Annotated in this window: 12 protein-coding genes; 10 read left to right on the top strand and 2 right to left on the bottom strand. The window is 63.3% G+C overall.

Features of this window, described 5'->3' with window-relative positions; translation table 11 throughout:
- Nucleotides 1-41: 41 nt before the first annotated feature.
- Complete coding sequence (ehuB, locus tag FJ417_RS17100) at nucleotides 42-905, bottom strand: ectoine/hydroxyectoine ABC transporter substrate-binding protein EhuB (protein ID WP_246677148.1); 864 nt, start codon at nucleotides 903-905, stop codon at nucleotides 42-44.
- A gap of 231 nt (nucleotides 906-1,136) precedes the next feature.
- Between ehuB and FJ417_RS17095 the strand changes: the two genes are divergently transcribed.
- From FJ417_RS17095 to FJ417_RS17065, 7 genes are all read left to right on the top strand, one after another.
- Nucleotides 1,137-2,318: a M24 family metallopeptidase gene (locus FJ417_RS17095; protein WP_140784287.1), complete on the top strand. Its 1,182-nt coding sequence runs from the start codon at nucleotides 1,137-1,139 to the stop codon at nucleotides 2,316-2,318.
- 36 nt (nucleotides 2,319-2,354) lie between these two features.
- Entirely contained in the window at nucleotides 2,355-3,503 is a 1,149-nt protein-coding gene (locus FJ417_RS17090; protein ID WP_140784286.1) for a Xaa-Pro peptidase family protein, read from the top strand.
- A gap of 9 nt (nucleotides 3,504-3,512) precedes the next feature.
- Entirely contained in the window at nucleotides 3,513-4,769 is a 1,257-nt protein-coding gene (locus tag FJ417_RS17085) for a sarcosine oxidase subunit beta family protein (protein WP_140784285.1), read from the top strand.
- A gap of 11 nt (nucleotides 4,770-4,780) precedes the next feature.
- The gene (locus tag FJ417_RS17080) at nucleotides 4,781-5,038 is read left to right on the top strand and encodes a sarcosine oxidase subunit delta (protein ID WP_140784284.1); all 258 of its coding nucleotides are present in this window, start codon (nucleotides 4,781-4,783) and stop codon (nucleotides 5,036-5,038) included.
- Nucleotides 5,039-5,042: 4 nt separating this feature from the next.
- Nucleotides 5,043-7,991 carry a sarcosine oxidase subunit alpha family protein gene (locus tag FJ417_RS17075; protein ID WP_140784283.1) on the top strand — a complete coding sequence of 983 codons (2,949 nt, stop codon included), beginning with the start codon at nucleotides 5,043-5,045 and terminating at the stop codon, nucleotides 7,989-7,991.
- The gene (locus tag FJ417_RS17070; protein WP_246677149.1) at nucleotides 7,984-8,526 is read left to right on the top strand and encodes a sarcosine oxidase subunit gamma; all 543 of its coding nucleotides are present in this window, start codon (nucleotides 7,984-7,986) and stop codon (nucleotides 8,524-8,526) included. Before FJ417_RS17075 ends, FJ417_RS17070 begins: the two co-directional genes overlap by 8 nt.
- Before the next feature lie 665 nt (nucleotides 8,527-9,191).
- Nucleotides 9,192-9,632, top strand: coding sequence for a CBS domain-containing protein (locus FJ417_RS17065; RefSeq protein ID WP_140652691.1), 441 nt, complete (start codon nucleotides 9,192-9,194; stop codon nucleotides 9,630-9,632).
- A 46-nt stretch (nucleotides 9,633-9,678) separates the two neighbouring features.
- Here FJ417_RS17065 and FJ417_RS17060 read toward each other — a convergent pair whose 3' ends face one another.
- On the bottom strand, nucleotides 9,679-10,116 hold the full coding sequence (locus FJ417_RS17060; protein WP_140640531.1) for a DUF2267 domain-containing protein: 438 nt from the start codon (nucleotides 10,114-10,116) through the stop codon (nucleotides 9,679-9,681).
- A 276-nt stretch (nucleotides 10,117-10,392) separates the two neighbouring features.
- On the opposite strand from FJ417_RS17060, the gene FJ417_RS17055 reads away from it, so the two are divergent.
- The 3 genes from FJ417_RS17055 (at nucleotide 10,393) to FJ417_RS17045 (ending at nucleotide 14,239) form a co-directional block, all read left to right on the top strand.
- Entirely contained in the window at nucleotides 10,393-10,941 is a 549-nt protein-coding gene (locus FJ417_RS17055) for a DUF6496 domain-containing protein (RefSeq protein WP_140652689.1), read from the top strand.
- A gap of 61 nt (nucleotides 10,942-11,002) precedes the next feature.
- Nucleotides 11,003-11,968, top strand: coding sequence for a complex I NDUFA9 subunit family protein (locus FJ417_RS17050; RefSeq protein WP_140784282.1), 966 nt, complete (start codon nucleotides 11,003-11,005; stop codon nucleotides 11,966-11,968).
- Between the two features lie 510 nt (nucleotides 11,969-12,478).
- The gene (locus tag FJ417_RS17045; protein WP_140784281.1) at nucleotides 12,479-14,239 is read left to right on the top strand and encodes a thiamine pyrophosphate-dependent enzyme; all 1,761 of its coding nucleotides are present in this window, start codon (nucleotides 12,479-12,481) and stop codon (nucleotides 14,237-14,239) included.

The following is a 14,239-nucleotide window of genomic DNA, read 5'->3' as shown; positions in this document are numbered from 1 at the left end:
AAAAGGGGGCGGCGCTCTCACACCGCCCAGCAGTTGGGAACTTATTCGCCCTTGCAGAGCTGCGCGGTTGTCTTATTGGGCAGATAGTCCTTGCCGAAGCCGAGCGGTTCGACCAGCGCAATGTGTTCCGGCGAGCCGATGAATTTCTTCAGTTCGGCATTGAACGCTTCCTGCAGATCGGTGTCTTCCTTGCGGAAGCCGAAGCCGCCATGCCCCTTCACCGACTTGCCGGCAACCTCGCCGAAGGGCTTGGTCGATTCGACGCCATCGGCCTTCTTGGCCATATCGGCGATCGACAATGCGGTAAGCGCGGCGGCGTCGGCGCGCCCTGCCTGGACGGCGGCGACGAGACTGGACTGGTCGGGCAAGGCGACGATCTGCCCCGCCGCGACACCTGCATCCTTGGCGTATCCGCCCTCGACCGCGCCCGCCATCACGGCGAGCTTGAGGTCCGGATTATCCTTGATGCTCGAATAATCCTTTATGCCCTTCGGATTGCCCTTGGTCACCAACATGGCCTGGCCGATACCGTAGGACGGTTCGGAGAAATTGATCTCGGCACACCGCTTCGGATTGATGAACATGCCGGCGGCGATGATGTCGAAGCGCCCGGCCTTCAGACCTGGGATGAGCGAGCCGAATTCGGTCAGCACGCCGTCGACCTGCGCAATACCCATCTTGGCAAGCACCGCCTTGGCGACCTCAGGCGCTTCACCGGTCAATTTGCCGTCGGGCGTCGCAAAACCAAACGGCGCCTCGTTGGCGAAGCCGACACGGATGTAGCCGTCCTTCTTGGCCCGCTCGAGGGTCGTCTCCGCATGGGCCGGCAACGCCGTGAATGCGGTCGCGGCGAGCGCAAAGCCGGCGACCACCTTCACAACCGTGCGGCGAGATATCTGTGACATGAGCATGCATTCCCCTTTTCTTTTTGACGATTGCCTTGGCTCGGATGACGTTTCTCCTCCGTCGCAGCGAGCATGTAAGACGTATACAACTGATCTAGACATATCGCAAGACACGCTGTACGAATCCTGAAAAGTCCGCGCATTTGGATCGGGTGTACGGTCGAATAGCCGATAGTTGTGCACAATTATGCTATTTTTCTCGAATTGACGCGGCGGTCAGGGGAAACGGGTTTGAGCGGCTCAGCCAGCTTCACAACGGCAGAATATGCACGGCGCCTGGCAGGCGTGAAGCGGCGCATGGAAAAGGCTGGCTTCGATCTCATCATCTGTCAGGACCCGGCAAATATGTGCTGGCTGACCGGCTATGATGGGTGGTCCTTCTACGTGCCGCAGTGCGTGCTCGTCCATCTGGAGGAAGATCGGCCGATCTGGTTCGGCAGGGCGCAGGATGCCAGAAGCGCCTGCATGACCACCGGCCTGCCCGAAGAAAACATCGTTTCGTTCTCGGAGCGTCTGGTGCAGCAGCCCGTCGAGCATCCCTATGACGAGCTCGCCGGTCTGATCCGGACACGCGGTTGGGGACGGGCGCGGATCGGCGTGGAAATGGATGCGCACTATTACACGGCGCGCTGCCATGCCCATCTCGTCGGCGGCCTGCCCGAAGCGAACCTCGCCAACAACCACGACCTGGTCAACTGGGCCCGGCTGGTGAAATCGGACACCGAACTGGCGTTGATCCGCCAGGCCGGCGCGATCTGCAGCAATGCCATGAACCGCGCCATCGAAAAGATGCGCCCGGGCGTGCCGCAGAACCACGTGATTGCCGAAATCTATCATGCGCAGATCATGGGCGTGCCGGGCGCCGGCGGCGACTACGCCGCGATCTGTCCGCTGATGCCGGTCGGCGAAGGCACGAGCACACCGCACCTGACCTGGTCGGACGCGCCGCTCCCCGACAGCGGGCTGGCCATCGTCGAGATCGCCGGCGTGCGGCGGCGCTACCACGCGGCGCTGACCAGGACCGTGCATTTCGGCAAGCCGCCGACCGCCCTCTCCGACATGGCCAAGGTGATCGTCGAAGGCGTCGATGCCGGTCTCGATCTGGCACGGCCCGGCAACACCTGTGAACAGGTCGAGGCCGCATGGCAGGGGGTGCTGCGCAGAAACGGACTGAAGAAGGAAAGCCGCGTCGGCTATCCCGTCGGCCTCGCCTATCCGCCGGATTGGGGCGAACGCACCGCAAGCCTCAGGCCTGGCGACAAGACCGAGCTGCAGCCTGGCATGTGCTTCCACTTCATGGCCGGCGTATGGCTCGACGATTTCGGCGTCGCCATTTCCGAATCCTTCGTCGTTACCGAAGCCGGCGGCGAACGGCTTTGCGACGTGGCCCGCGATCTCATCGTCATTGACTGACCACCACCCGACAGCCGGTAACTTCAAGGATACCCAATGGACCGCAATCCCTTTTCCGAAGCAGAAATCGCCGGCCGCTTGTCGAAGGTGTGCACTGCGCTGGCAGAGCGCGGGCTTGATGCAGCTATCTTCTCTGCGCCGGAAAACATCTTCTACCTCACGGGCCTCGACCATTGGGGCTACTTCGCGCCACACTTCCTGATCATCCCGCTCGGCGGTCGACCGGTTCTAGTCACCCGGTCGATGGAAAAGGTGACGATCGAGAACCAAGTGAAGGCGGCGGATTTCCGCGGCCATTCCGACAGCGAGACAGCTGCCGACCTTGCCGCGCGTGTCCTTGCCGAGCTTGGCCTGACGGGCAAGCGCATCGGTCTCGAGCACTGGACGTCGGGCCTCAGCCACGGCCTCGCCCTAAAGCTCGAGGCGCAGGCCAACGCCAAATGGAGCGATGTCTCCGGGCTGGTCGACAGGATGCGGCTGGTGAAGAGTGCCGAGGAGCAGGCGCTGATGCGCCGCGCTGCAAAGGTTACGGATGCCGCTGCCGGTGCAGCGATCGCGGCGATTTCCGACGGGGCTGCCGAGCAGGAGGTCGCTGCCCAATGCGTGGCGGCGATGATCCGCGCCGGCGGCCACGCGCCGGGCTTCGGCCCGTTCATCCGTCCCGCCGCCAGGCTTGGCGAAGAGCATACGACCTGGGGCGACGGCATCTACCGCGCCGGCGAGCCGGTCTTCGTCGAACTGTCCGGCTGCATCTCGCGCTATCACGCGCCGCTCGGCCGGCTGATCCGCATCGGCAGCATCAAGGATGAAGACGCGGCGATGGCCGAGGTCACAGCCAAGGCATTCGATGCCGTCGTCAAGGCGCTCAAGCCTGGCGTCAGGGCGCGCGACGTCTACGGTGCCTGGCAGGGCGCCGCAGACGAAGCAGGTCTCTCGCATTATCGCCGCCACCATTGCGGCTACCTGGTCGGCATCGGCCAGCCGCCATCCTGGACCGGCGGCAACTCGGTGACCGGCCTGAGGCACGATTCCGATCTCGAGATCGAGACGGGGATGAGCTTCCATATCCTTTCCTGGCTGATGGGCACCGGCCGCGGCGACCATTTCATCTCAAACACCGTGCTGCTGACCGACGCGGGCGCTGAAGTGCTGACCCGCACCCCGGCCGGCTCGATCGTCCGCTAGACCATGAACATGTCGCGCTATTCGGCGTTCTCGATTTTCCGTAACGGCCTGTCCGGCCAGAAGAACTGGCAGCGCGCGTGGCGCGCGGCAGAGCCGAAGCCGGCTTACGATGTGATCATCGTGGGCGGTGGCGGACATGGGCTGGCCACCGCCTTCTATCTCGCCGAGAACCACGGCATCCGCAATGTCGCCGTGCTGGAGAAGGGCTATATCGGCGGCGGCAATGTCGGCCGCAACACCACGGTGATCCGTTCCAATTATCTGCTCGACGGCAACACCCAATTCTACGAATTCTCGGTCAAGCTATGGGAAGGCCTGTCGCAGGCGCTGAATTTCAACGTCATGTTTTCGCAGCGCGGCCAGATCGTCACCGCCCATTCGGCGGATCAGCTCGACACGTTCAGCCATCGCGCCAACATCATGCGGCTGAACGGCATCGATGCCGACATTCTCGACCGCGAGGAGGTGCGGCGGCTCGTGCCCTATCTCGATTTTTCCGACACAGCGCGGTTTCCGATCCACGGCGCGATCCTGCAGGGCCGCGCCGGCACCGCCCGCCACGATGCCGTCGCCTGGGGTTATGCGCGCGCCGCCGACGGCCATGGCGTCGACATCATCCAGAACTGCGAGGTGACCGGCTTCGTCCGCGATGGCGACAGGATCGTCGGCGTGGAGACGAGCAAGGGCCGCATCGGCGCCGGCAAGGTCGGGTTGGCAGTCGCCGGCCACACCTCAGTGCTCGGACAGAAGGCCGGCCTGGAACTGCCGATCGAAAGCCACGTGCTCCAGGCTTTCGTCACCGAACCGCTGAAGCCGCTGGTCGACCATGTCGTCGCCTACGGCGCCGATCATTTCTATGTCAGCCAGTCCGACAAGGGTGGGCTTGTCTTCGGCGGCAATCTCGACGGCTACAATTCCTACGCCCAGCGCGGCAATCTCGGCGTCGTGCGCGAGGTGGCCGAGGCCGCGGTCGCGCTGATGCCCTGCATCTCGCGCGTCAGGCTGCTGCGCCATTGGGGCGGTGTCATGGACATGACGCCCGACGCCAGCCCGATCATCTGCCCGACGCCGATCGATGGGCTCTATCTCAACGGTGGGTGGTGCTATGGCGGCTTCAAGGCGACACCGGCTTCTGGCTGGTGTTTTGCGCACACGCTGGCGACCTGCAAGCCGCATCCATTGATCGCCGCCTATGGGCTCGACCGTTTCCGTACCGGCCACACGCTCGACGAGGCTGGAGCCGGCCCCGCGGCCTGGCTGCAATAGGAGCAAGACGAATGCTTCGCATCGAATGTCCGTGCTGCGGCCCGCGCGATCATGACGAGTTCCGCTATGGCGGCGACGCTTCGGTTATGCGTCCGAGTCATGACGATCCGGACCCGGAGGCGTGGTACCGTTATGTTTATGTGCGCAAAAACCCGCCCGGGCCACATAGCGAGTTCTGGCAACATATGACCGGCTGCCGGCAATGGCTGGTCGTCGAACGCGACACCCGCAACCATTCCATCCTCTCCGTCGGCTTCGCCAGGACATAGAAGCATGAACTCGAGCGACAGACGTTTGCCGGCCGGTGGCCGTATCGATCGTGCGCTACCGATCGACTTCAGCTTCGATGGCCGCAAGCTGTATGGCTATCAAGGCGACACGCTGGCTTCGGCCCTGCTGGCCAACGGCGTCACACTCACCGGACGCAGTTTCAAGTATCACCGGCCGCGCGGCATCTTTTCGGCCGGACCCGAAGAACCGAACGCGCTGGTCACGCTCGGGGCTGGTGGACGACGCGAACCCAACATGCCGGCAACTACGCTCGAACTGGCGCAAGCCATGATCGCCGAAAGCCAGAACCGGTGGCCCTCGCTCGGCTTCGACCTGCAGAGCATCAACGGGCTGTTTGCGCCGTTCCTTTCCGCCGGCTTCTACTACAAGACCTTCATGGGGCCGTCGCGGCGCGCTTGGATGTTCTATGAGCATTTCATCCGCCGGGCGGCAGGCCTGGGCCGAGCCGGCGCCGAGCCCGATCCCGGCCGCTATGAGACGCGGCATGCATTCGCCGACGTCGCCGTCGTCGGCGGCGGCCCGGCCGGCCTCTCGGCGGCGCGCGCGGCGGCGGCCGCGGGCGCCAGGGTCGCCCTCATCGAGCAGGATTTTCTGCTCGGCGGCCAGTTGCTGTCGGAGCGCCCCGATGGCGAGGCGGCAGCCTGGCTGAAGGCGACCGAGGCCGAACTCATGGGCCTGCCCAACGTCGCTATGCTGCGCAAGACGATGGCATTCGGCACCTATGACGGCAACACGCTAGGTCTGATCGAACGAAACGACGATCCGGCCGAGGAAGGCGCTGCGCGGCAGGTCTTCACCATGCTTCGCGCCCGCTCCATCGTCCTTGCGGCGGGTGCCATCGAGCGACCGCTGGTGTTCTCCAACAATGACCGGCCTGGTGTCATGCTGGCATCGGCCGCCCGGGCCTACCTCAACCGCTTCGCCGTTCTGTCCGGCCAACGGATCCTGGTTGCCACCACCAATGACGGCGCCTATCGGACCGCCTTCGATCTTGCTGCCGCCGGTGCGGAGGTGACGGTCGCGGATCAGCGCGGCGACCCGACCGCCGCTCTGGCCGCGGAAGCCAGGCGCCTGAACATGACGATCCGATCCGGGGCCCAAATCGCCGGCCTGCGTGGCGGCCATGCGGTCAAGGCCGCGAAGCTTGCCGGGCCGGACGGCAATTCGGAAATCATGTGCGACCTTGTCTGCGTGTCCGGCGGCTGGTCACCGACGGTGCATCTCACCTCGCATCTCGGCGTCAAACCCGTCTATCGCGACGACATGGATGGCTTCGTTCCCGGCGGCCTTCCGGCGGGCCATTTTGGTGCCGGCTCGATGATGGGCCGCTTCTCGACCGCCGACGCCATCGACGGCGGACACCATGCCGGTATCCAAGCCGCAGCTTTCTGCGGAAAATCGGCAGCCGCACCGGCTCCCGCGAGGCTCGATCTCGGCGAAGCCGCTCCCGACGCGTTCCGCGCAATCCCCTTTGTCGGCCGCGGAAAGGTTTTTGTCGATTTCCAGATGGATGTGACCACCAACGACATCGAATTGGCGCATCGCGAGGGCTATGAATCGGTCGAGCACCTGAAGCGCTACACCACGCTCGGCATGGGCACCGATCAAGGCAAAACCAGCAATTTTGCAGCACTTTCGGCCATGGCGGCGCTGCGCCACGAGACGATCCCGCAAACCGGGACCACGACCTTTCGACCACCCTACGCGCCCGTCGCCATCGGCGCGCTCGCCGGCCGCGCCGTCGGCCACCATTTCAAGCCGTTTCGCCTTACGCCGATGCATGACTGGCATGTGGCGAATGGCGCCGACATGCTCGCGGTGGGGCTGTGGGTGCGTCCGTATTTCTACCGCGCCGCCGGCCGCGACGTGAACGAAGCCTATGTCGCCGAGATGCGCATGTTGCGCGGGGCCGCGGGGCTGATGGACATTTCAACCCTCGGCAAGATCGACGTGCAAGGGCCGGATGCGGCCATTTTCCTCGACCGTGTCTATGCCAACGGCTTTGCCAAGCTGCCGGTCGGCCGCGCCCGCTACGGAGTCATGTTGCGCGATGATGGCATCGTCTTCGATGATGGCACTACCACACGGCTGTCGGAAAGCCGGTTCTTCATGACCACCTCGACCGCCAAGGCGGCGGATGTCCTGTCGCGGCTGGAATTCCTGCTCGACACCGCCTGGCCGGATCTGCGCGTCGCCGTCACCTCGGTCAGCGACGAATGGGCGGCGATGTCGGTCGCCGGACCGAGGAGCCGCGATATCCTTGCCGCCGCCTTTCCGCAACTCGACGTCTCAAACGATGCGCTGCCGCATATGGGACTTGCCGAAGGTGAGTTCGGCGGCCGGGCGTTGCGGATCATGCGCCTCAGCTATTCGGGTGAACGCGCCTACGAGATCTATGTCGGCGCAACTGCCGGCGAGACGGTCTGGCGCCATTTGCTTGAGGCGGGCGCGCCCTTCGACCTGAGACCCTACGGGGTCGAGGCGCTGGGCGCGCTGCGGGTCGAAAAGGGCCATGTCGCCGGACCCGAAATCGATGGCCGCACCACACTCGACGATCTCGGTCTTGGCCGCATGGTCGGAAAACGCGCAGGTTTTGTCGGTGATGTCTTGCGACGGCGTCCGGCATTTCAAGCTTCCGACCGTCAGCGCCTGGTTGGCTTGGAATGCACCGAAGAGGGCAAGCGCCTTCGTGGCGGTGCGATATTGTTCATGCCCGGCGATACCGTCGCGGGGCATGGACGCGGCCGCATAACATCGGTCACTTTCAGCCCGGAGCTCGACCGCTATGTCGGCCTCGCCCTGCTGGCAGGCGATGTCGCGGTGGAGGGAAGCGAAGTCCTCGCCACCTATCCGATGAAGGCTGAAACCGTTCGCGCCCGCATCGTCTCGCCCGTCTTCCTGGATCCGAAAGGAGAGCGGCTGCATGGCTGAGGCTCTGGTATCGAAAGATTTCACTCTGTCAAGGTCCGACTGCCCGATCGTTCAGGTCGAGGGCTGGGACGGGATGCTGGCCCGGTTTGAGCTGAACGTTTCCCAAATGCTGGGCACTGCCCTGCCGGTCTCGGTTGGCGAGACGGTCCGCCATGCCGACACGCTCATCGTTCGGGTCTCCCCCCGCCGTCTCTGGCTGATGATGGAGACGGATGCAAAACCGCCGCAGCCCGCGATCGATCCCGAACTGGGCTGTTCGGTTCCCCTCGGCGAGGGACGCGTGCGCTTCAGCTTGAGCGGCGCGCGCATCCTGGAAATCCTCTCCGGCTGCATCGCAGTCGACTGGCGCGCGCCAGGCGCAGCGCCGGGCCGCGCAATTCAAACGGCCTTGCATCACGTACCGGTGCTTGTCCTGCGCACGAGCGAGACCAGCTGCGTCATGATCGTGCCGCGAAGCTTTGCGCGCAGCCTTGCGGACTGGATCGCCGACAGCGCCAGCAAGCGTTCTTCGCCCGGAATTAAAGCGCGCAATTAACTGCCCGCTGGCCGACAAGATGGAACCGTTTCTCAACCCGTCCACTCAAGCAGCACGAGGCCCGGGTGTTGGTGCCCGCCGGCTGTTGGTGGCCGAAGACGAATAGCTGGTGGCGGAAAGAGATGCCGCCGCACCGGTCGCCGACGCTTTGGAGCACCAAGCCATCTCATTCATCTTCGTAAGCGCGTATTCGGCCGACGATTTCCAGGTTCCGGCAAAGCCGTTGGCTATGCCTTGTCCCGACAGCTCAATACACCCTTGGCACTTGCTGCCTTGCGCTCCGCTTTGACAAGCAAGCCCCGGCTGAAGCACAACGCGTCGATGCCTGCACCGGTTCATTCCGGTCGTTGCGAAACCGGCCGCCACCACTACCCGGCAAACCGCGAACAGGCTTTGATCTATCGCAAACGCATGGCCTAATCGCGCCGCACCCGTAAGTTCACACGAAGCAATCAGGCTGCTTTCTGGTTCCGGCGGGTCGATCTGGACGCGCGCGACCAACGTCTGCGGCTGGATGGGTGCGATGCGCGCGGGTCGACTTCCCGATGCGGAACGCCGCGAAAAGCGGATCCGCGGGTGAATTGGTGGAACGTTATCGTTGAACAGTTCGTTCCGTCGTCACAGCGATCCGGCGGGGGTCTTTTGCAAACCGATAGGAGATTGCCATGAAAGTCGGCGACTGCATGACGAGGGACGTCAAAATCGCAAATCCTGAACACTCGATTCGAGATGTAGCCCAGATGATGGGCAGCCTCGATACCGGCGTGATGCCCGTCGGCGACAACGATCGGCTGGTTGGCATGATCACCGACCGTGATATCGTGGTCCGCGGCGTAGCGTTGGGCAATGGGCCGGATGCCAAGGTGCGCGACGTCATGAGCGTTGGGGACATCAAATACTGCTTCGATGACGAGGATATCGAGCATGTCCTTGCGAACATGGGCGACTTGCAGGTGCGCCGGCTTCCCGTTCTCAACCGCGACAAACGGCTTGTCGGCATCATCTCCCTTGGCGACCTCGCGAAAAATGGAGAAGCGGCGGAAGCTGGGGAGGCTTTGGGTGGCATATCAATGCCAGGCGGAGAACATTCACAAACCGCCCATTAGAGTTCGCGGAGTGTGGGCCGGCGCTGCTGCAATCCTGTCACGCCGCCTACGCCCCGATGCTTTCGGGCCATAACGCCTTGACATCCTTGGGCAGGCCATCGCGCACTTTCGCCGACTGGCCTAGATCGATGTGATGGGCAAGTGCCTTGAATACTGTTCTGGCCGCGTCGCCGGCGTTTACCGGTCGTCCGGACTTCAGGCCTTCGTTTATGGTGTCGAAGAACTCTTCGACAGAGCGATGTCGGTTCGGCACATTGGACGGCTGGTATTGGTCGTAATATGCACCACGGATCATAAGCGGCAGCTCCGCGCCAAGCTTGGCACCCAGTTCCGCGGGCAGCCTGTCGCGTAAGGCGCGCAGAACCACACCAAGCGCATGCCATGCGAGTTGTCGATCCGGGCCGAGATCGTCCATGATCTCGTTCAACCAGATATTGGTGATCTGAACGGTTTTGTCGAAAACGTCGAGGCCATTTGCGCTCATCGTAATCTCCCGGATAAAAGCGCGCCCCGCGCACCCTGCTTCAGTTGGAACGTCCGACTGAAACTATTGTTTCGTTCTCCGGGCCGGGTGTGCGAGCGCGGTTGCCCGTAGCGCGATCGGGGTGGCCCCAAGTGGCGAAGGACCAAACGCTGCCCCAGGCGCCGTCGGAACTTTTGGATCAAGATCATTGGATCAAGGATCAATTGCGTCTCTGACGCGTTCCCGCCTTTTGGGGCGCGAATCAGTTGGGTCCCCTATCCGAGAAGGGAGAAAGCGATGCCCGACAAGAAAACCATCGAAAGGGCGCGACGGGATAAGCGCCAAGGCAAGTCGCCAAGCACGCAAGCGGGCGAGTTCGTGCGTGAGGAGATTGATGAGATTCGCAGTGGCAAGCACGGCGCGCGTTCCACAAAACAAGCGATCGCCATCGGCCTTTCCGAAGCGCGCCGCGCCGGGGTCGACCTACCCCCGCCAAAGAAGGGTAAGGTCAAGGAGAGCACGCGAAAAAGCGCTGAATATGCCCACGAAGTCGGCCAAGGTGAACGCAAACCCAAGCCCCGGCCGAAGGTTTCTAAGGCCGTGTCTGAGGTCCTCCAGCACGAACCGAAAAGCAGTGCGTCTCGCAAGGCGCTGTCGCGACAAACCAGGGAAGCGGCTTCGCAACGGACCGCTGAAGAGCGATCGGCCTCTGCCAAGAAAGCGGCCGCGACGAAAGGCGCAGCCGGGCGCTCGGCGGCCGCGCGGAAAGCTGTGGAGACCAAAGGCGCTCAAGGCAGGAAGCAAGCGGCGAAGAAGGCAGCCAGAACGCGTGCCACCCGCAGTTAGCCACAGATTGCCTTGACGGACGCCTGCTGGACGAAGAACCTTTGCAAGACCGTTGACGGGTATGGCCATCGCACAAACTTCGTCATCAAACACTCGACCGCGGTCGGGGTGCGTCACCGTGTTCGGAGGATCCGGCTTTCTTGGGCGAAGGATCGTCAGGCATCTCTTGGATCACGGGCTTATCGTTCGTTCAGCCTCCCGCCATCCCGCGCATGCGCGACCGGGGTGGGCTCATGGCAAGTCCTTTAGCGCAGTCAAAGCCGATATCCTCGATCGAAGCCAAGTTGCAGCGGCCGTTTCGGATGCAGCAACGGTAGTCAACGCAGTCAGCCTCTATTCCGAACATGGAGACGTTACTTTCGAACGCATCCACGTCGAGGCCGCTGCCCAATTAGCGGACGCGGCGCGGGAAGGTGGCGCCGAACGATACATACAGATATCCGGCATCGGCTCCGACTCACGTTCGCAGTCCAGTTACATCAGGGCGCGAGGGCAAGGTGAGGAGGCCGTCAACGTCGGATTTCCGGGCGCGACTATCGTCCGCCCTGCGGTGATGACCGCAACAGACGACAGGTTTTTGACAACGATCACGAGATTGTTGCCCATCCTTCCCGCATATCCGCTGTTCGGCAATGGCGATACCCGCCTCCAGCCAGCATCCGTTGAAGACGTTGCCGAAGCCATCGCGCGGATCGCCTCCGGAGGCGCCGACGCCCGTCTGTTCGAGTTCGGTGGACCGCGTGTCTACACTTATCGAACCCTGGTGCTGGAAGTCGCTCAATTGCTTGGCATCAAGACACGATTGGTGCCGGTTCCATTTGTCTTATGGCGCATTCTTGCCACTTTCGGCGAGTTCATCCCCGGCGCACCGCTGACACGCAATCAGGTCGACCTCATGCAGATCGACACCGTTGCGGACACCCAGCTGCCGGGATTACGCGACCTCGGAATAGAACCTCATGACATCGACCAGGTGCTGCGATCTGCAATCGTGCCGGCAGCCAGAACGCGCGCCAGCCGCCGCTAGCCCCGCTCGCTACCAATTGTCCCTGGATATTCCCTGCCAAAGGCAAGCAGGAACCTGCTCCGGCGCTCCCGGGTCGGAAAATGACCGACACCCGGCAAGAGTTCACGTTCACAACTGGCCGCAAAATGACGCGGTCGTCATCGCCGTGCAACGTCAGCATCGGCACCGAGATGACCTCCGCCTCAACTGCTTGCGCGCGAGCTCGCCATAGTGTGAATCGGGCTCGGCCTCGCCCCAGCCGCACGCGATAAGAATGCAGCGTCACGTCCGCCCAGTCGGGATCTTCGAAGGACTTCGCTACCCGTTCGAACAGCGCATCGTCGAACCATGGAAGCCTACTCAGGGGCAACACATTAGGGACACCACACTGCAGCGGCAGGGACACCACACTGCAGCGGCCGCCCAACCCTGCGCAATCGGGTTTGTTCCTTTTGGCCATGAGCCGCCTCGATCCGGCGAGGGAACCAACCGCAGCCTTGCTGGTTCGGAAGCCAACAGCGGAGCCTCGCCATGCCCAATGCAGCGGAAATTCTCGTCGACACCTTGATTGCCTGGAACGTCGAAGTCGTGTTCGGGCTCCCCGGCGACGGCATCAACGGCGTCATGGAGGCGCTGCGCAAAAGCCAGGACAGGATATCCTTCGTCCAGGTGCGACACGAGGAATCGGCCGCGTTCATGGCTTGCGCCTACGCCAAATGGACAGGCAGGCTCGGCGTGTGCCTGGCAACATCCGGACCCGGCGGCACCCATCTTCTCACCGGCCTCTACGACGCCAAGCTCGACCAGGCGCCGGTGCTGGCAATCACCGGCATGCAGTTCCATGACCTGATCGAGACTTTCACGCAGCAGGATGTCGATCTTACTCGAGTTTTCAACGACGTCAGCGTCTACAACGTCCAGGTCTCGGACGCCGCGCATATGGAGAACGTAGCAAGCCTCGCCTGCCGCACAGCGCTTGCCCGCAAGGGCGTCGCCCATCTTTCGATCGCCAGCGATATCCAGGAACAGCCCGCCGACGCGGCCAAGCGATCCAAGCGCAACCGCCCGGCGCACACGCCGCAGGACATGTTCGCACCTCACTGTCTCGCGCAAGATGCGGAGTTGGACAAAGCCGCGGCCGTCCTCAATGATGCAGGGCGCGTGGCGATCCTAGCGGGGCGCGGAGCCATCGGCGCGGCGGTGGAGCTCGAGGAAACGGCGCGGCTGATGCAGGCGCCGATCGTCAAGGCGCTGCTCGGCAAGGCGGTGCTGCCGGACGACCATCCCTACACCACCGGCGGCATCGGCATTCTGGGCACCTTGCCATCACAGGAGGCGATGGAGGCGTGCGACGCCGTCCTCATCGTCGGCTCGACCTTCCCTTACATCGAATATTATCCGCAGCCGGGCACAGCGCGTGGCATCCAGATCGATTGCGACGCGCAGCGTATCGGCCTGCGCTTCCCCGTCGAGGCCGGCCTGGTCGGCGACGCGGCCGAGACATTGCGCGCCCTCAACAAGCGGCTGAAGCAGAGGGCGAGTAAGGAATTCCTGGCGACGGCGCAAAGCTCGATGCAAAGATGGCGCGAGATGATGCGTCAATCCAAAGATGGCTCGGCGCATCCGCTCAAGCCTCAGCACGTCGCACGGGCATTCGGCGAACGCCTCGCCGAGAATACGGTACTGGCGACTGATTCCGGCCAGAACACCGAGCTTGCCGCCCGCCATGTCGATCTCCGCGCTGGCCAGGCCTTCGGCGTCTCGGGCGCGCTCGCCTCCATGTCCTGCGGTCTCAGCTATGCGATCGCCGCCGGCATCGCCTTTCCCGGCCGCCCGATCGCGGCGATCGTCGGCGACGGCGGGCTTGCCATGCAGCTCGGCGAGTTTTCCACGGCGGTGCGCTACGGCATCCCGCTGAAAATCCTGGTCATCAAGAACAACATGCTGAACCAGATCGCCTGGGAGCAGATGATGTTTCTCGGCAACCTGCAATTCGGCTGCGAATTGCAGCCGATCGATTTCGCCAAGGCCGCCGAGGCGATGGGCGGAAAAGGTTTCAGCATCGAGCGGGCGGAGGAGGTCGAGCGCGTGCTGGACCAAGCTTTCGCCACCAGCGGCCCGGTGATCATCGAGGCGCTGGTCGACGCCTATGAGCCGATGATGCCGCCAAAAATGCCACCCGACTACGCCAAGAACTTCCGCAAGGCGCTGCCCCAGACTCCGGGTCGCGGTGAGATCGAGGAAAACGTCGCCCGGGAGCCAGCCAAGACGATGATGGAGGCAGGAGAATAG

Origin of the sequence: Mesorhizobium sp. B3-1-7, assembly GCF_006439385.1 — a bacterium.
Classification (GTDB): Bacteria; Pseudomonadota; Alphaproteobacteria; order Rhizobiales; family Rhizobiaceae; genus Mesorhizobium.
The sequence above is the reverse complement of the archived record's forward strand: the minus strand, read 5'-3'. Positions and strand labels throughout refer to the sequence as shown.